Source organism: Streptomyces sp. Q6 (assembly GCF_036967205.1).
Classification (GTDB): domain Bacteria; phylum Actinomycetota; class Actinomycetes; order Streptomycetales; family Streptomycetaceae; genus Streptomyces; species Streptomyces citrinus.
This window is the reverse complement of the sequence record NZ_CP146022.1, coordinates 2112294-2129510: the sequence shown is the minus strand read 5'-3', so window position 1 is coordinate 2129510 and position 17217 is coordinate 2112294. Positions and strand designations below refer to the sequence as shown.

The following is a 17217-nucleotide window of genomic DNA, read 5'->3' as shown; positions in this document are numbered from 1 at the left end:
ATTGTGAGGCTGTACGGCTCAGCGGACAACAGGGCGCACTGAGCGAACAGAGAGAAGCCACCCGGTTCAGCCATCGATCAGCCGTTGACAAGCCGTTGACAAGCCGTCGAACGGCCGTGGATCGGCCTTGGATCAGCCACCCGGTTCAGGGCATCAGGTCGATCCACACCGGCGCGTGGTCCGAGCCCGCCGCGTCCCTGCGCTCGGCCGGGTCGTCGCCGACCGACGCGATCGGGTGCAGCTCCGCCGCCGCCTCGTGCGGGACGCCGGTGCCGGCCCGCGAGACGCGGCCCACCAGCGCGTGCGTGACGAAGACATGGTCGATCAGCTCGCGGCGGCCCGCGTACACGCGCGAGTAGCGCTGCTCCTCCGGGATGAGCGGAGCCACGTTCCACAGCCGCGCCGCGTCGCCCTTGTCCGGGCGGTCGAAGCCCGGCGTACCGATCTCCGAACCCGGCGGGCCCTGGAGGATCTGGGTGGTCGCGGCGTGCGGCTCGTCGTTGAAGTCGCCGAGCACGACGAGCCGTTCGCGCCGGCCGTCCTCGCCGATCAGGGGATCGGCGATCGCCCGCACCCCCGCCGCCTCCGCCGCGCGGCGCTGGAGCGCGTAGGCCGCGTACCGGGCGCGCTCGCCCTCGTCGCGCGGGGCGAACCGACCGCCCGGATAGCTGAGGAGCTTCGACTTGAGGTGGCAGACGACGGCCGTCAGCCAGGTCGCCCGCGTCGAGAAGTTCACCGCGAGCACACCACGCCCGGCGCGTTCCGTCGTCCGGCCGCTGTCGTCGACCTGCACCGGGCGCAGGGCGCCCGGGAACGCGGGCGTGTCCTCGACGACGTTCACGACGATGTCGCTGAGGAAGCCGACCCGGATGCCCCGCTCGTCGGGGAACGCCGAGAGCCGCACGTGGTAGCGCCCGTCCAGCATCCCCACCAGGTCGTCGAGCGCCGCCGGGTCGCCGACCTCCTGGATGCCGAGCAGCGTGGGCCGCAACCGGTCGACGGTCGCGGCCAGCGCCGCCAGCTTCGCCTCGTACGCCGCCTTGTCACGGGGACCGTAGGGGCTGCCGGGGCGGTAGAGGTTCTCCAGGTTCCAGGTGCCGACGAGCATGGTGCGCTCCGTCCTCGGGCCGGCCCGGGCGGGCCGGGGGCGCCAGAGTGCCAGCGGCTCCGCCGACGGGACAGAGGGCGGGGTGGATGTGCGGCGCGGGTCCCCGCGGCGGCGGACGCGGACGTACGGAGACGGGCGTACGCGGTGCCGCCCCGACCCGGCCGCTGCGCGGCGCCAACGGGCTGTACTTCAGGCCCGACACCGCGCTCGTCGTACACGACGGCGTCATCGCCGACGTCACCGACCGTCGATGTGCCGTCCGTGGCAGCGGAGTTGAGCGCGCTGCCGCCGGATCTCGTGGAGCGCGGCCACGGCAGGCGCATCCAGCGGTACGACACCTGAGCGGACCTCACGGAGGACAAGCGGACCTCACGGGGGACGAACGGACCTGACGGGGGACGAACGGACCTGACGGGGGACGAACGGACCTCACGGGGGACGAACGGATCTCACGAGGCACGAACGGATCTCACGAGGGAAAGGAAGTGGGAAAGAATTCTTCGGCGGTAGCGATGAGTTCCGGTGCCACCCCCGGTCACCCCTTCGGAGAACCGATCCGAGGAGGAACCATGGGGCTGCCGAAGGTGGTCACGCGTGAGGAATGGCGCGCCGCCCGCGAGGAGCTGCTCGCCCTGGAGAAGGCGGCGACCCGTGCGCGCGACGCCCTGAACACCCGGCGGCGCGAGCTGCCGATGGTGGAGGTCGACAAGCTCTACGTCTTTGAAGGGCCGGACGGCAAGAGCGAGTTGCACGACCTCTTCGAAGGGCGCCCCCAACTCGTCGTCTACCACTTCATGTTCGACCCGGAGTGGGACGCGGGCTGCACCAGCTGCTCCGGGTTCCTCGACCAGATCGGGCACCTGGCCCATCTGCGCGCCCGCGGCACGGCGTTCGCGGCCGTCTCCCGCGCCCCGTTCACGAAGATCCTGCCGTTCAAGGCCCGCATGGGCTGGACCGTGCCCTGGTACTCCTCGCACCTCAGCGAGTTCAACCTGGACTTCGGCGCCACCGTCAGGGCCGACGACGGCACCCTTCAGGAGCGTCCCGCCATCAGCTGCTTCCTGCGCGAGGGCGAGCGGATCTTCCACACCTACTCGACGTTCGACCGCGGCCTCGACAACCTCGGCTTCATCGCCAACCTCCTCGACCTCACCGCCCTGGGCCGACAGGAGGAATGGGAGAAACCAGAGGGACGAGCGTCGTCTCTCGGGGCGCCGGCGGGCAGCGCCCGCGTCCGGTATCACGACGAATACGTCGACTGACGAACGCGCCCCAGGCTCTGACCTCGTCTCAAGTCGGTGTCATTCTCGTCACGTTGCGAGTCCATACCCGCCCTGTCAGCGTTCTCCCTCATACAGCCCGGACCGGCATCGGCCGCACGGGCAGGTACATCAGCACGATCACGGGGGCAGGGACGGAAAATGATCAATGGACGAGTGGTACTGCAACGCTTCCCGGCCGGCGGGCCTCGCGGCTCCTGGCCCGCCGAGGAGTTCGCGAACCGGCTCCGCAGGGAGGGCCGACGGGCCGAGGTCGTCATGGACCTGGCGACGGACGCGTTCCTGGTGATCGTGCGGGAGGCCGCGCCGGAACCGGTGGGGTGAGACCGGCGTCGGGCACCCGCCGGGTGAAGTGGTCGGCCTGGAGCGCGTACAGCTCCGCGTAGAGCGCGCCGGAGGCGAGCAGTTTCCCCGGCGATCCCGACTCCACCGGGCGGCCCTGTTCCAGGACGTGCACGAGATCCGCATGCCGCACGGGCGCCGGCCGGCCGGTGCGTGATCAGCCAGACCGTCTGGCCGGTGCCCGCCAACGCCCGCATCTTCTCGAAGACTTCGCGTGCGGCCCGTGCGTCGAGCGCCGCCGTCGGCTCGTCGAGGATGAGGATGCGGCCCTTGCGGCACGCGGCCCTTGCGGTACGCGGCCCTTGCGGTACGCGGCCCCTGCGGTACGCGGCCCTTGCGGTACGCGGCCCCTGCGGTACGCGGCCCATGCGATGCCGAGCCGCTGCCACCGCCCGCCCGACAGCTTCGTGACCGCCGCTGACCGCGCGGGCGAGCAGTGTGTCGAGGCCGCGCGGCAGGTCCCGTACGACGCGCACCATCCGCGCGTTCGAGGAACGCCGCCACGACGAGTGCGCCCCCTGGGACACTCCCGGCTTCGCCCCTCGTCTACGCAGGTGAGGAGACGTGCGCGACCGCTGTGTGCGGTGGGCCGGACGACCCCCGCGGGGTCTTCGCCTCCACCCGGCGCGGCCACGGCCACCGCATCGCCGAGTACGCCGACCACGTCGACGTGGAGGCGATGATGACCGAGATCCCACCGGGTGAACCGGGGTCGCGCCCCGGGATGCGGCGGCGAAGAGGTTCAGGAGGATGCGCAGGGAAGCGCCGGGGGCGGCCGCCTCAGGCGCGGGTCGTGGACCAGGCCGGCGTCGTCCCCGTCACCCGGCACAGCGCCAGGTACAGCGGGATCGGCGGGGTGTAGGGGACCGAGCCGTCGGGGCAGTGGATGAGATCCGGGGCCCGGCGCGCGTCGAGCACCACGGCGCCCGCCGTGTAGCGCGCGGGCGCGGGCCACTCCAGCGCCACGTCGGAATCCGACGGGACCAGCCACCACCAGTGCGCCTCGTCCGCGTACACGCACCCCATGCGCGGCAGCCGGGCGGTCATGGCGCGGGCGAACGCCTCGGGCACCGCGACGGCGTCGCAGCCCAGCGGGGCCGTCATCCCCGCGGGCACCCCGAGACGCACGGGGGAGGGCGGGCGTGGCACGCGTCGACGGGCCAGTCCGACCAGCGAGTCCAGGTGCATCGTCCGCGTCGTCACCACGCCCATCCGTTCCCGCTCAGCACGCTCGTCGTTCTCCGTCCGCCCGACCGGGGCGGAGGTTCACCAGGCCCATCCCGCTCCGTCGGAGGCGTCGGGCACGGGCCCCGGGCCCGTCACCGCCTGCGCGTCGCGCGGCAGCTCCGCCCAGACCACCAGGCCGGGGCCGGTCTCCTGCGCTCCCCACGCGGTGGACACGGCCGCCACGAGCAGGAGCCCCCTGCCGTGCTCCTCCTCGGGCGCGATCCGGCCCGCCGTACGCGTGTCACCGGGGATACAGCCTTCGTCGCGGACCGCTATCCGTACGCGCTCGCCCGCCGCGTCGCGCAGATCGTGCAGCTCGCAGTGGATGCGGCGGCTCGCGGTGTGCACGATCGCGTTCGTGACCAGCTCGGACACGACGAGGGCCGCCGCGTCGCAGGTGTCCTCGCACGCGCCCCACCCGCTGAGGTGGGCACGCGTCATACGCCGGGCCTGTGCGGCGGATCCCGGGTGGGGAGCCAGTTCGAAGCTGCTGCGGCGGACCTGGGCCTCGGGCGAAGTACCCGAATGGTCACCGAGCGTAGCCTCGCCGGCTTCTGTTCCTAAGGGCGCGGACGGAGTCACGCTTGCCACTATCGCCCCGTCGGGAACACTTGGCAAGAGCCACTCTGAAAAGTGCAGAGTGCAGTGTGCCTCGCGGAGCGGACATGGCACACTGCTCGCAACAGCTCGTCGCGCGGCGCCCATTGGGGGCGAACCGCGGGGAATTGGCCGGTGAACGACCCTCTCCGGTTCTCCTCCCGCGGCTGGATTCGGACACCCGGACCATCGGTCCGACTACGGGGAGGTAGGGGTCGTGAGCGAACCGCGGTCCGCGCCGACGGTCGGACAGGTCGTTCTGGGCCGGCGCCTCCAGGACCTGCGCGAGGGCGCCGGGCTCAAGCGCGAGGACGCCGCGAAAGTACTCCGTGTAACCGCCGCGACCGTCCGCCGCATGGAGACCGCCGAGGTCGCGCTCAAGATCCCGTACCTCCAGCTGCTCCTGAAGTCCTACGGCGTCGCCGAGGACGAGGCTGACGCGTTCGTGCAGCTCGCGGAGGAGGCGAACAGGCCGGGCTGGTGGCAGCGGTTCCATGACATCCTCCCTGGCTGGTTCTCGATGTACGTGAGCCTGGAAGGCGCCGCCGCGCTCATCAGGACGTACGAGCCGCACTTCGTTCCCGGCCTGCTCCAGACCGAGGAGTACGCGCGCGGGGTGCTCGCCTCCGGCGCCATAGGCCGTGCGCTCGCCGACGACCCGGACGTCGTCGACCGGCACGTCGCCCTGCGCATGCGGCGCCAGGCCCTGCTCACCCGGGAGGACGCGCCCCGCTTCTGGGTCGTCATGGACGAGACCGCCCTGCGCCGCCCCGTCGGCGACGCGGCCGTGATGCGCGCGCAGATCGACCGGCTGCTCGAAGCGATGGAGCTGCCGAACGTCACGCTTCAGGTCGCGGAGTTCGCGTCCGGGCCTCACCCGGGCACGTACGGACCCTTCGTCCTGTTCCGATTTGCCATGTCAGAACTGCCGGACATGGTCTACAGCGAGTACCTGACCGGCGCCGTCTATCTCGACGGGCGCCCCGAGGTGGCCACCCACCTGGAGGTCATGGACCGCATGGCGGCACATGCCGCGACGGCGCAACGCACAAAGGAGATCCTCCGCGATCTTCGCAAGGAGCTGTGAATGGACTCGATCAAGGACCGAATACGAGGCGTCGACGGCGAGCCGATCTACAACGGCATGCCGGCGCGCGAACTCGGCACGGACGGCTGGCACAAGCCGTGGAGCGGCGGCAACGGCGGCAACTGCCTCGAAGCCATGAAGCTCGCCGACGGCCGCGTCGCCGTACGCCAGTCCTCGGACCCCGACGGCCCGGCCCTGATCTACACCCCGGCGGAGATCACCGCGTTCATCGAGGGGGCCAAGGCGGGAGCGGCGGACTTCCTGCTGTCCTGACGCCACCGCACCGTGAGGGGTGGGCCGCCGCACACCGGCCCACCCTCAGGTCAGCGCCAGCACGAACGACGCCGAGGCGGCGATCGCGGCCCCGCCCCGTATGTGGTTCCACCTCGCCCACTCGCTGAGATACGTACGCCACTGCGCCGCGGCGCGCTCGGACTCCTCGTCACCGGCGAGCTTGGCGAGGGCGTCGTTGCGCGGAATGTTCGCCACGACCGTCACCCCGAACGACCCCACCAGGTACAGGACGCACCCCAGCAGCAGTTCCACCGTGCCCTCGTCCGGCCACAGCACGAACGTCACCACGGCGATCACCGCGCACAGCACGGCCGCGCCCATGAAGACGATCATGAACGCCGGGTTCACGGCCGCGACGTTGATGGAGTTCATCGCCGCGATCCCGCGCGCGGCGGGCAGCGCCCCGAGCCCGCGCATCACGAACGTGGAGAACGCGACGAAGACCCCCGCCGCGACACCGCACCACAGCGCCGCGAGCACGACGAGTACGAAATACGGTCCCTCGATCATCCCAGCCCCCTCATCTCAGCCCCCTGGCTCTGCAAGGGATCATGCCTCAACGGGCCCATTCCGGACAGCAGTTCACCGCTGCCGCGTCACGATCCGTAGGCGTACGGACACCACGACTCGTAGGCGTACGGACACGACCCCGTAGGGCGTGCGGGCACCATGACCTGGCAGGTGTGCGGACACGACCCCGTAGGGGTGCGGGCACCATGACCTGGCAGGTGTGTGGCGGCGAGGTGGGCGTGCGCAGCGGCACTGCGCCCCCCGGAACCGCGCCCCGGACCCGCCCCCCGGACCCACCCCCGGACCCACCCCCGGACCCGCCCCCGGACCCGCGCCCCCGGAACGTTCACCTTCTGCCGCAGCCTTCCTCGACTCAGGACGCCGCCGACCGCCACGCGTCCAGCACGGCCGCGACGCCCGCCGCCACCCGCGACCGTGCCTCCCGCCTCGGCACCCCTCCATCAGCAACCGGTCGTACGGCGTGTCCACGTGTCGTACCGCGGCCCGCACCGCCGCGACCACCGCTCCTTCCGTCAGCGCCCGTCCCGCCGCGCTCCGCCCCACCCGCCCACTGCCCCGCACCCCCGCGTGCCCGGCGATCGCGACGGCGCGCTCCGCCGGGCAGCCGGGGAACAGTCGCCGGATCTCCGCCGCGAACGCCGCGACGAACCGCTCGTCCTGCGCCGCCCTCCGCACCGCGTCCCGAGCCCGCCGCCGCGCCCGCGCCTCCGCGTCCGCCAGGCACCGCGCCTCGGCCCGCGCCAGCGCCGCCTCCTCGACGAGCACGCCCTGCCGCTCGTACCGCCCGCGCCGCCGATGGAACCGCACCACGACCGCCGACAGCGCGCTCTCCTCACGGGCCCGCCGGGTCAACGCCGTGTCGCCGCGCGGCAGATACACCAGATGCCCCAGGTCCGCGCAGTCCATACAGCGCGGCTGCCCGTCCTCGATCGCCACCAGCGCGAGCGGCCCGACCCGGCACGCGACGCACCGTCTGCGTCTGACCGGCTGGAAGACGAGCGGACCACGGACGGCACGGGACGAGGCGACGGCGCTGCTCATACGGACGTCATGCCCGCCCCACCCGGTCGACCACCCCCCTCGGGCCCATCGCGCGCCCCGGCATCATGGACCGTGTGCGACTCCAAGCGATCACCTGGGAACGGCTCGGCGACACCCTCGCCGAGCGCCTGCTCGACCTGAAGCCGGCCGACGGCGGCCCCTGGCCCAAGGTCGCCTTCGACGGGGCCCCGGCCGCCCGCCCCGGCGACCTCGCGGCCCGCGTCGCCGACGCCCTGCGCGTGCGCGGCCGCACCTCGCTGGTCGTCGGCACGGAGGGCTTCCTGCGCCCCGCCTCACTGCGGTTCGAGTACGGACGCCAGGACGTCGAGGCGTATTACGGCAGCTGGTTCGACACGGGCGCGCTGTGGCGCGAGGTGTTCGGCCCCCTCGAACCGGACGGCACGGGGCGCGTCCTGCCCGACCTGTGGGATCCGGCCACCGACCGCGCGACCCGCAGCCCGTACGTCCAACTCCCGCCCGGAGGGCCTCTGTTGCTGCACGGCCCACTGCTCCTGCATCACTGGTTCCCCTTCGATCTGACGGTCCACGTCCAGCTGTCCCCGGGCGCCCTGCGACGCCGGACCCCCGAGGGCGAGCAGTGGACGCTCCCCGCCTTCGCCCGCTACGACACCGAGACCGACCCCGCCGCCACCGCGGATGTCGTCGTCCGCGCCGACGACCCGCGCCACCCGGCGTGGAACGGCTGACCCACGCCCCATGCCGCCACCCGGCGTGGAACGGCTGACCCACGCCCCAGGCCGTCACCCGGCGTGGAACGGCTGACATGCGCCCCACGGACACCGCGGCGAGAATGAGGGACGGCGCCGGGAACACCCCCCACCCCCACCCCACTCATCCCGGCGACGGGAGGCACCTCATGACCACCGCCGCGGACATCATGCACCCCGGTGCACGCTGGATCCCCGCCCACGAGACCCTCGACCGCGCCGCCCAGCTGATGCGCGAACTGAACGTCGGCGCGCTGCCCATCAGCGACGAGAACGAGCGGCTCTGCGGCATCCTCACCGACCGCGACATCGTCGTCGGCTGCGTGGCGATGGGCCACGACCCGGCCAAGATCACCGCCGGCGAGATGGCCAGGGGCACGCCCCGCTGGATCGACGCGGGCGCCGATGTCGACGCCGTCCTGCACGAGATGCAGGACCACCAGATCCGCCGTCTCCCGGTCATCGAGAACAAGCGCCTCGTCGGCATGATCAGCGAGGCCGACCTCGCCACCCATCTGTCCGAGGACCAGATCGCGTCGTGGGTGGAGAGCGTCTACGCCAAGGGGTGATCCCGCCCCCTCACAGCCATCCGTTGCGCTTGAAGCCGCGGTAGACGACGAAACAGATGACAGCTATGCCGGACAGCACGAGCGGATATCCGAACCGCCAGTGCAGCTCCGGCATGTTGTCGAAGTTCATGCCGTAGACGCCGCAGCCCATCGTGGGCACCGCGACGATCGCCGCCCACGCCGTGATCTTGCGCATGTCCTCGTTCTGCGCGACCGTCACCTGCGCCAGATGCGCTTGCAGGATCGAGTTCAGCAGTTCGTCGAAGGCCGCTATCTGCTCGGACGCGCGCAGCAGGTGGTCCGAGACGTCACGGAAGTACGCCTGTATCTGCGGCGGCACGGCCGGGAACGGCCGGCCGGACAGTTCCTGTATCGGCCGGGCCAGTGGCATGACCGCCCGCTTCAGCTCAAGGAGTTCACGCTTGAGCTGGTAGATGCGGCCGGGGTCGGCCCGCGCCCCGTTCTGCGCGAACACGTCGGCCTCGACCTCGTCGATGTCCGACTGGACGTCGTCGATCACCGTCAGGTAGTCGTCGACCACGTTGTCCGCGATCGCGTGCAGCACTGCCGCCGGGCCCTGGGCCAGTTGCTCGGGCTCCGACTCCAGTTGCTCGCGCACCGGCCCGAGCGAGCCGTGCGACCCGTGCCGCACCGTGATCACGAAGTCGTGCCCGACGAACACCATGATCTCGCCGGTCTCCACCACTTCGCTGGTCGCGGTGAGCTCGGTGTGCTCGACGTAGCAGACCGTCTTCAGGACCGCGAAGAGCGTCTGCCCGTACCGCTCGACCTTCGGCCGCTGATGCGCGTGGACCGCGTCCTCCACGGCCAGCGGATGCAGGTCGAACAGCTCGGCGACATCCGCGAACTCCAGCTCCGACGGCTCGTGCAGCCCCAGCCAGACGAAACCGTCCTCGGTCTTGCGCACCCGCCGAACCGCCTCGACGAGATCGCGTCCGCCCAACTCCCGCACGCCCTCGCGGTACGTCACGCAGTTCACCACCGCCGACCCGAGCGGAGAGCGCGCCGGGTGACTCAGATCGACCCGGGGCCGCCGCCGCGCCAGCCGCGCCACCTTCCGCAGCCCGCCCACCTTGCGCAGGCTGCCGACCCTTCGCAGGTTGCCCGCCATCGACATGTTCGGCTCCTCGCGCCGCGTCCGTACACACTCGTGTCCGACTGTCCCCCCGTTCGGTGGGGTGACCTGGCGAGCCAGTCTGCCAGCGATCGCCGACATCGTGTCCAGCCCTGTGGGAACGGAAGATTCCGCTCCATGTCGAGGGGTGTACGGCCATCGTGCCACCGGTCGTCTCACCGGCGTCCGCCGCCCTTCCGATTTCCGCCGAGAGGGGCCCGAGCTGCCCAAATGCCCGGTATCCGACAGGTGGGCTGGGATGATCGGGCCATGATGCGATCCGGTGGCCACGCCTATCTCCTCGACAACCAACAGGCCGAGGCGGGGCGGCGCTTCAACGCCCTCTCGACCCTGTTCGACCCCACGACGTTCCGGCACATCGAGCGCCTCGGCATCGGTTCCGGGTGGCGGTGCTGGGAGGTCGGCGCCGGCGGGAGCTCGGTGGTGGACTGGCTGGCGCGCAAGGTCGGCCCGACCGGCCGGGTCCTGGCCACCGACATCGACACGTCCTGGCAGACCAGCACGCCCCGCACGCCCGTCGAGGTGCGCCGACACGACGTGGGCGTCGACGAGCCACCCGTCGAGGGGTTCGACCTGGTCCACGCGCGCCTCGTCCTGGTCCATGTCCCGGACCGGGAGCGGGCGTTGGCGTCCATGATCCGCGCCCTGCGCCCCGGCGGCCGGCTGCTGATCGAGGACGCCGACCCCGCGCTCCAGCCCCTGCTCTGCCCCGACGAGTCAGGCCCCGAACAGCAGTTGGCCAACCGGCTGCGGCACGGCTTCCGCAGCCTGCTCGCCGATCGCGGCGCCGACCTCTCGTACGGCCGCAAACTCCCGCGCCTGCTGCGCGAGGCGGGCATGCAGAGGGTGGAGGCCGACGCGTACTTCCCTCTGACGTCCCCCGCCTGCACGGCCCTGGAAGCGGCGACGGTCGAGCAGATCCGCGGGTCCCTGGTCGAGGCCGGACTGGCCACGAACGAGGAGATCGACCGCCACCTGGCGAACGTGGCCGAGGGCACGATGGACCTGGCGACGGCCCCCCTGATCTCGACGTGGGGCCGCAAGCCCTGACGGCACGACCAGGGACGTCGAGGGGCGCGGGCAGCCTTTCGGGCCTTTCCGAGGTGCGGGGTACTGCGCGATCGACGGTCCCTCACCAAGGCCCCGTACCGGGAAGGCGCGTCGGGGCCGGGGGGCCTCCCGCCGCGCCGGGCACCCGCGTTCGACAGCCGACCCGCCTCCACCTCACCGCTCCGGCGGCCGCCCCCGATCCGCCCCACGGCGTGACTCCCCGCCCGGCATCCCTCCGCCACCGCCTCCGGCCACCCCGCTCCCCGAAGCCGCGCGGCGAGCAGACCGCCGGTGAACGCGTCCCCGGCCCCGGTCGAATCCCGCACCACCACCTCCGCGGCCCCCGGCACCGCCACCCGCTCCCGCACCACTCCACCCCGCGCCACACAAGCCCCCTCCGCCCCGTTCTTCACCACGACCACAGGGAACCGGCCGCTCAACTTGGCCGCAGCGTCCTCCACCTCCGCCGCCCCGCTGAGCAGCACCGCCTCGTCCCGGCTCGGCACCAGCAGCTCCACCCCGTCCGCGAGCGCCAGAAACGCCTGGGTCCCCCTCTCCCGAAGGAACCCCGCCGACGCCGGATCCACGCTCACCGGCACCCCGCGCGCGCGTGCGTCGTTCAGCGCGACCGACACCAACTCCCGCGCCGTGGGGGAGAAGAACAGATACCCGGACAGGTGCAACCACCCCACCCCCTCCAACGAGGCGGGCGACCAGTCCTCGGGCCCGATCCGCAGACTCGCCCCGCTGTCCGTCAGGAACGTCCGCTCGGCTCCGGCCTCCCCGTCCACCAGGCAGATCACCGCCCCGGTCGGGGCCTGCGCGTCCACGACGAGCCGCGGCCGCACCCCGGCCCGCCTGAGCGCGTCCTCGTGCCACCGAGCGGACTCCGCCCCCACCCGCCCCAGCATCGCGACGTCCCGGCAACCCGCGTACGCCGCCCAGCACGCCACGTTGGCGCCCGCCCCGCCCGGCACCGTGCGAATGGCGGCCACCGTGTCCGTCCCCGCCGCCAACGGCCCGCGGTGCCGCGCGACGACATCCGTGACGACGTCGCCGACCACGAGCAGCGCCCGGCCGCCCGCGCGCGTCACACCTCGGCCAGGGCCGCCGCGATCTGCCCCGCGAGCCGCACGTTCCCGCGGACGGCGGCCAGATTGGCCTCCAGAGAGGCGCCCTCGGTGTGCCGCGCCAAGTAGTCCAGCAGGAACGGCGTCACGGCCTGCCCGCTGATTTTCCGCTCCGCGCACTCCCGCAGCCCGTTCTCCAGCACGCGCGCGTGCAGCGCCGGATCGAGCTGCTCCTCCTCCGGTACGGGGTTGGCGACGATCAGCGCGGAATCCGGGCTGCCCAGCTCGTCCTGGGCCCGCATCACCCGTGCCACCTCGGCGGGCGTGTGCAGCGTCCAGTCCACGGGCTCACCGGAGTCGGCGAGATAGAACCCGGGGAAGCGCTCCGTCCCGAACCCCGCGACGGACACCCCCAGGGTCTCCAGGCGCTGGAGCGTCGCCGGTACGTCCAGGATCGACTTGACCCCGGCGCACACCACTGTGATCCGGGTCCGCGCGAGCAGCCCCAGGTCCGCCGACTCGTCCTGCGTCTGCGTCCACCCCCGGTGCACGCCGCCGAGCCCGCCGGTGGCGAACACCCGGATCCCGGCGGCCTCCGCGAGCAGGGCGGTGGCCGACACCGTGGTGGCCCCGCTCGCGCCCGCCGCCGCGGCGAGCGGCAGATCGCGGTGGCTCAGCTTGCGGATCCCGTCCTCGGTCGCGATCCGCTCCAACTGCTGCTTGTCCAGGCCGACGTACGGGTGCCCGTCCAGAACGGCGATCGTCGCGGGCACCGCGTCCTCGGACCGTACGAGCTTCTCCAGCTCCGCCGCGACCCGCAGATTGCGGGGCCGCGGCAGCCCGTGCGCGATGATCGTCGACTCCAGAGCCACCACCGGACGCCCGTCCAGGAGTGCTTCCCGTACCTCGTCCGCCACGACCAACATGCGTACGCCTTCCGCCGGTTGGAACTCGTCCCTGTCATCACTGGCGGCCCGGCGCCCCGCTCAAACACGCGACATGAAGGACGGAATCGGGGCTCCACGCGCGCGTGGGCCCCGCCCCCGGCGATCCCTCGACTCACACAGGCCGTACGCCGCTCAGCGCACCGTGCGGATCGAGGACGTACTTCCTGCTCGCGCCCTGGTCGAACTCCGCGTAACCGCGCGGTGCGTCGTCCAGACCGATCACCGTCGCGTTGACGGCCTTCGCGATGTGCACCCGCTCGTGCAGGATCGCCATCATCAGACCCCGGTGGTACGTCATGACGGGGCACTGGCCGGTCGTGAGCCGGTGGCTCTTGGCCCAGCCGAGGCCGAGTCGCACCTTCAGCGTCCCGGTCCGCGCGTCCTGGTCGACGCCGCCCGGATCGTCCGTGACGTAGAGGCCGGGGATGCCGAGGGCGCCGCCCGCCGCCGTGAGGCCCATCAGCGAGTTGAGGACGGTCGCGGGTGCCTCGGGGGAGTCCGGGCCGTGCGCGCGGGCCTCGAAGCCGACCGCGTCGACGGCCGCGTCCACCTCGGGCACCCCGAGGATCTGGGCGACCTGGTCCTCGACCGTGCCACGCGTCAGATCGACGGTCTCGCAGCCGAAGCTCCGCGCCTGTGCGAGCCGTTCGGCGTTCAGATCCCCGACGATCACCACGGCCGCACCCAGCAACTGCGCCGACGCGGCCGCCGCGAGCCCGACCGGCCCCGCCCCGGCCACGTACACCGTCGAGCCGACGGTCGTCCCCGCGGTCACCGCGCCGTGGAAACCGGTCGGGAAGATGTCCGACAGCATCGTCAGGTCGAGGAGCTTCTCGCGCGCCTGGTCCGCGTCCGGGAACCGCAGCACGTTGAAGTCCGCGTAGGGGATCATGACGTACTCGGCCTGCCCGCCGACCCAGCCGCCCATGTCGACATAGCCGTAAGCCGCCCCGGGGCGCGCGGGATTGACGTTCAGGCAGATGCCGGTCTTGCGCTCCTTGCAGTTGCGGCAGCGCCCGCAGGCGATGTTGAACGGCACCGAGACGATGTCCCCGACGTCAAGGAACTCGACGTCCGGTCCCCTCTCGACGATCTCGCCGGTGATCTCGTGGCCCAGGACGAGCCCTTCGGGCGCCGTCGTCCGACCGCGCACCATGTGCTGGTCGCTGCCGCAGATGTTGGTGGCGAGCACCTTGAGGATCACTCCGTGCCGGCACGTGCGGCCGACATTCGCGGCCGCCACCCCCGGGCCGTCCTTCAGTTCGAGCGTGGGGTGGTCGATGGTCCTGACCTCGACCGCACCCGGCTTGAGGTATGCGACTGCCCTGTTTCCGCTCATGCGTGATCGCCGTCCCTTCGGCTCCATGACTCGTTCAACGGCGGATGTTCCGGCTGTGCGCACGGCGGAGTCTGCTACCGAAACGGCCCGCTGAGGAGCCCTGCCGGGGCACGTTGTTGAAGCGGGAACGGCGTGGGGGTCAGCGGCGGCGGTCGAGCAGCGCGACGCCGAACGTCGCGAGGCCGATCTGGATCAGCCACTCCGTCCAGTCGACGCCCTTGGTGTCGGCCACGTCGAAGCCCGCGGCGATCGCCGTGCCGAGCAGGGCCGCCACGATGCCGACGACGATCGTCGCCAGAATCCCGATGCGCTGCCGACCTGGCAGCACCAGACGCCCGATCACGCCGATGACGATGCCGATCACGATCGCGCTGAATATGCCGGAGATCTCCATGTCCCTACGAACTCCTTGTCCGCTCCGATGCGATGTACGGTCCGTCTTCCCCTCGACGGGCCGTCCAGTCGGCGGGGCCCGGACCTTACGGGCCGTCCAGTGAGAGCAGAGGCGCAGGTCAACTAGGGTGACCGGCCATGACCACGAACGATCTGACCGCAGCCCCCGACGACGCCTCCTTCGCCGTCCACGTCCCGGACGTCGTACTCGAACCGGAGCCGCTCGACCCCGCGCAGATCGTCTCCGGCGCACCCGTCGTCACCGGCGCGGTCCTGTGGGAGTCGCCCGACGGCAAGCAGCTGCGCGGCATCTGGCAGATCACGCCCGGCGTCGTCACCGACACGGAGGCGAACGAGCTGTTCGTGGTCGTCAGCGGCCGCGCCACCGTCGAGATCGAGGGCGGGGACACCCTGCAACTCGGCCCCGGCACCGCCGCCGTACTGCGCGAGGGCGACCGCGCGACGTGGACCGTGCACGAGACGCTGCGCAAGGCCTACCACATCACGCTGAGCTGAACTCCCTTGCCCGCTAAGCCTGTTGGGTGCGCCGCCGAGTGAACAGGGCCAGTGCGCCCAGCGGTACAAGCAGGCAGGCCGCCGCCAGGTTCAGCCACGCGTAGCTCGCCGTCGCCACGACCAGGCCCGCGGTGGCGCCGCCGATGCCCGCCGACAGGCTCGTCGTCAGATCGGACAGGCCCTGCGCGGCGGCCCGCGCGGCCTGCGGCACGGAGTCGGTGAGCAGCGCGGAGCCCGCGACGAGCCCCGCCGACCAGCCGAGCCCGAGGACGAACAGGCCGGCGGCGCTCTGCGCGTGACTGCCGCCCGCCGTCCCGGCCAGCATCGCCGCACAGGCCAGCAGCCCCACCGCGAGGCCGATCACCGTCAGCCGCCCGAAACGATCGGCGAGACGCCCCATCACCGGCGAGAACGCGTACATCCCGGCGATGTGTCCGCTGATGACGAGCCCGATCAACTCGATGCCCGCGCCGTGGTGTTCGAGATCCACCGGCGTCATCGACATGACCGAGACCATCGCGGTGTGCGACACCGCGACCGTCACCAGCGCGAGCCGGGCCCGCGGCGACCCGGACACCGCGGCGAACCCCGCGCGCAGGGAGCGCGCCGCGGGCGACCGCTCCTCGGCGGGAGCCGACTCCTCGCCGTCAGCAGCGGATCGGGACGCAGCAGTACGTGCACCAGGACCGCGGATATCAGGAACACCCCGGCCGCCCAGACGAACGGCCCGGACTCGTCGGGTATGCCGAGGCCGGAGACGCTCCGGCCGGCGGGCGCGGCGATGTTCGGCCCGAGCACGGCGCCGATCGTGGTGGCCCACACGACGGTGGAGATGGCGCGGGCCCGCCGGTCGGGCGCGGCGAGGTCGGCCGCCGCGTACCTGGCCTGCAAATTGGCCGACGACGCCGCGCCGAACCCCGCCAGCCCGACGAGCAGCAGCGCGAAGTTCCCGGCCGCGGCGGCCAGCACGGTCACCACGGCGCCCACCGCGCCGATCAGATAGGCGAGCACGAGCCCGGCCCGCCGCCCCCGCGCGTTCATCAGCGCGGCCAGTGGTACCGACAGGATCGCCGTCCCGGCGACGCTCGCCGTGGACGCGAGCCCCGACAGCGCCTCGTCCCCACTGACCTTCTTGGCGAGCACGGCCGCCAGCGCGATCCCCGTGGCGGTCCCGAGCCCGCCGAGGATCTGCGAGGCGACCAGCACCCGCTGCGTACGCCGCTGAAGCGCCTCGACCCGACCGGCCTCCCAGGACGCGTCCTCGACGCGATCGGAACGCACGTCACCCGCGCTCATCGGCACCACCCCCACCCCGAAAAGAACCTCGCACCGCCCGGGACCCTCTCAGAACAACGGCTCGGGCAGAACCCCCTCCAGCGCCAGCAGCTTGCGCTTCGTCTCCAGCCCGCCGCCGAACCCGCCGATCCCGCCGTCGCTCTCCACGACCCGGTGGCACGGCACCACGACCGGCAACGGGTTCGCCCCCATCGCCGTGCCGACCGCCTGCGCGGCCCCCGGCTGCCCGACCCGCCGGGCCAGATCCCCGTACCCCACGACCGCGCCGTACGACACGCCCGCCGCCAGCTCGCGCAGCACCTCGCGGTGGAACCCGGCGATGAGCGACCAGTCGAGCGGCAGGTCGAAGTCGCGCCGCCGGCCGGCGAAGTACTCCCCGAGCTGTCGTACCGCCTCGGCCAGCAGCGGCGCGTCCGGCGCCTCGACCGGCTCGGTCCCGAAACGGGAGCCGAGCCGGGCGAGTGCCTTGTCCCGCACCGCGTCGGTGGCGTGGAAGGCGAGGTACACCAGACCCTCGTCCGTCGCGGCGAGCAGCAGCGGCCCGATGTCGCTGCCCACGACGGTCCACACGACCCGTCGCGCCTCCTCGTTCTGCCCAGTGGCGTCCATGGCGACCACGGTACGACCGGGCACTGACAACGCCCGG

17 protein-coding genes and 4 pseudogenes are annotated in these 17217 nt (G+C 72.3%); 8 read left to right on the top strand and 13 right to left on the bottom strand.

Annotated elements, in window-relative coordinates:
• Positions 1 to 145 precede the first annotated feature (145 nt).
• Entirely contained in the window at positions 146 to 1108 is a 963-nt protein-coding gene (locus V2W30_RS09980) for an endonuclease/exonuclease/phosphatase family protein (RefSeq protein ID WP_338695440.1), read from the bottom strand.
• Between the two features lie 569 nt (positions 1109 to 1677).
• Between V2W30_RS09980 and V2W30_RS09975 the strand changes: the two genes are divergently transcribed.
• Together V2W30_RS09975 and V2W30_RS09970 are read left to right on the top strand one after the other, a co-directional pair.
• A complete protein-coding gene (locus V2W30_RS09975) occupies positions 1678 to 2370 on the top strand; it encodes a DUF899 domain-containing protein (RefSeq protein WP_338695439.1) in 693 nt (230 codons plus the stop codon).
• 159 nt (positions 2371 to 2529) lie between these two features.
• The gene (locus tag V2W30_RS09970; RefSeq protein WP_338695438.1) at positions 2530 to 2712 is read left to right on the top strand and encodes a hypothetical protein; all 183 of its coding nucleotides are present in this window, start codon (positions 2530 to 2532) and stop codon (positions 2710 to 2712) included.
• Here V2W30_RS09970 and V2W30_RS09965 read toward each other — a convergent pair.
• From V2W30_RS09965 to V2W30_RS09955, 3 genes and pseudogenes are all read right to left on the bottom strand, one after another.
• Positions 2645 to 3200 (bottom strand): annotated as a pseudogene (locus V2W30_RS09965) (hypothetical protein); the annotation flags it as partial. The gene V2W30_RS09970 and the pseudogene V2W30_RS09965 overlap by 68 nt on opposite strands.
• A gap of 310 nt (positions 3201 to 3510) precedes the next feature.
• Positions 3511 to 3942 (bottom strand): hypothetical protein, encoded by a 432-nt coding sequence (locus tag V2W30_RS09960; RefSeq protein ID WP_338695437.1) that lies wholly within the window; start codon positions 3940 to 3942, stop codon positions 3511 to 3513.
• Between the two features lie 54 nt (positions 3943 to 3996).
• Positions 3997 to 4437 (bottom strand): ATP-binding protein, encoded by a 441-nt coding sequence (locus V2W30_RS09955; RefSeq protein ID WP_338703545.1) that lies wholly within the window; start codon positions 4435 to 4437, stop codon positions 3997 to 3999.
• Between the two features lie 334 nt (positions 4438 to 4771).
• Between V2W30_RS09955 and V2W30_RS09950 the strand changes: the two genes are divergently transcribed.
• Positions 4772 to 5641, top strand: coding sequence for a helix-turn-helix transcriptional regulator (locus V2W30_RS09950; protein WP_338695436.1), 870 nt, complete (start codon positions 4772 to 4774; stop codon positions 5639 to 5641).
• A complete protein-coding gene (locus tag V2W30_RS09945) occupies positions 5642 to 5914 on the top strand; it encodes a DUF397 domain-containing protein (RefSeq protein WP_338695435.1) in 273 nt (90 codons plus the stop codon).
• A 45-nt stretch (positions 5915 to 5959) separates the two neighbouring features.
• Here the strand turns inward: V2W30_RS09945 and V2W30_RS09940 are convergent, their stop codons facing one another.
• Positions 5960 to 6445 carry a DUF1772 domain-containing protein gene (locus V2W30_RS09940; RefSeq protein ID WP_338695434.1) on the bottom strand — a complete coding sequence of 162 codons (486 nt, stop codon included), beginning with the start codon at positions 6443 to 6445 and terminating at the stop codon, positions 5960 to 5962.
• Positions 6446 to 6818: 373 nt separating this feature from the next.
• Positions 6819 to 7507: pseudogene (locus V2W30_RS09935) on the bottom strand (DUF2293 domain-containing protein).
• Between the two features lie 65 nt (positions 7508 to 7572).
• Here V2W30_RS09935 and V2W30_RS09930 point away from each other — a divergent pair.
• Both V2W30_RS09930 and V2W30_RS09925 read left to right on the top strand, forming a co-directional pair.
• Positions 7573 to 8214 (top strand): uridine kinase, encoded by a 642-nt coding sequence (locus tag V2W30_RS09930; RefSeq protein WP_338695433.1) that lies wholly within the window; start codon positions 7573 to 7575, stop codon positions 8212 to 8214.
• Between the two features lie 170 nt (positions 8215 to 8384).
• Positions 8385 to 8804 (top strand): CBS domain-containing protein, encoded by a 420-nt coding sequence (locus V2W30_RS09925; protein WP_338695432.1) that lies wholly within the window; start codon positions 8385 to 8387, stop codon positions 8802 to 8804.
• A 10-nt stretch (positions 8805 to 8814) separates the two neighbouring features.
• Here the strand turns inward: V2W30_RS09925 and V2W30_RS09920 are convergent, their stop codons facing one another.
• Positions 8815 to 9942 carry a magnesium and cobalt transport protein CorA gene (locus V2W30_RS09920; protein WP_338695431.1) on the bottom strand — a complete coding sequence of 376 codons (1128 nt, stop codon included), beginning with the start codon at positions 9940 to 9942 and terminating at the stop codon, positions 8815 to 8817.
• A 267-nt stretch (positions 9943 to 10209) separates the two neighbouring features.
• Between V2W30_RS09920 and V2W30_RS09915 the strand changes: the two genes are divergently transcribed.
• Positions 10210 to 11010 (top strand): methyltransferase domain-containing protein, encoded by an 801-nt coding sequence (locus V2W30_RS09915; RefSeq protein WP_338695430.1) that lies wholly within the window; start codon positions 10210 to 10212, stop codon positions 11008 to 11010.
• A gap of 191 nt (positions 11011 to 11201) precedes the next feature.
• Here the strand turns inward: V2W30_RS09915 and V2W30_RS09910 are convergent.
• The 4 genes and pseudogenes from V2W30_RS09910 to V2W30_RS09895 form a co-directional block, all read right to left on the bottom strand.
• Positions 11202 to 12104 (bottom strand): annotated as a pseudogene (locus V2W30_RS09910) (carbohydrate kinase family protein); the annotation flags it as partial.
• Positions 12101 to 13006 carry a pseudouridine-5'-phosphate glycosidase gene (locus tag V2W30_RS09905; protein ID WP_338695429.1) on the bottom strand — a complete coding sequence of 302 codons (906 nt, stop codon included), beginning with the start codon at positions 13004 to 13006 and terminating at the stop codon, positions 12101 to 12103. The gene V2W30_RS09905 and the pseudogene V2W30_RS09910, both read right to left, overlap by 4 nt.
• A gap of 133 nt (positions 13007 to 13139) precedes the next feature.
• Positions 13140 to 14366, bottom strand: coding sequence for a formaldehyde dehydrogenase, glutathione-independent (fdhA, locus tag V2W30_RS09900; RefSeq protein WP_338695427.1), 1227 nt, complete (start codon positions 14364 to 14366; stop codon positions 13140 to 13142).
• Between the two features lie 139 nt (positions 14367 to 14505).
• On the bottom strand, positions 14506 to 14760 hold the full coding sequence (locus tag V2W30_RS09895; RefSeq protein ID WP_338695426.1) for a GlsB/YeaQ/YmgE family stress response membrane protein: 255 nt from the start codon (positions 14758 to 14760) through the stop codon (positions 14506 to 14508).
• Positions 14761 to 14897: 137 nt separating this feature from the next.
• On the opposite strand from V2W30_RS09895, the gene V2W30_RS09890 reads away from it, so the two are divergent.
• Positions 14898 to 15275 carry a cupin domain-containing protein gene (locus V2W30_RS09890; RefSeq protein ID WP_338695424.1) on the top strand — a complete coding sequence of 126 codons (378 nt, stop codon included), beginning with the start codon at positions 14898 to 14900 and terminating at the stop codon, positions 15273 to 15275.
• 13 nt (positions 15276 to 15288) lie between these two features.
• Here the strand turns inward: V2W30_RS09890 and V2W30_RS09885 are convergent.
• Positions 15289 to 16571: pseudogene (locus tag V2W30_RS09885) on the bottom strand (MFS transporter).
• 48 nt (positions 16572 to 16619) lie between these two features.
• Complete coding sequence (locus V2W30_RS09880) at positions 16620 to 17180, bottom strand: methylated-DNA--[protein]-cysteine S-methyltransferase (RefSeq protein ID WP_338695423.1); 561 nt, start codon at positions 17178 to 17180, stop codon at positions 16620 to 16622.
• Positions 17181 to 17217 lie beyond the last annotated feature (37 nt).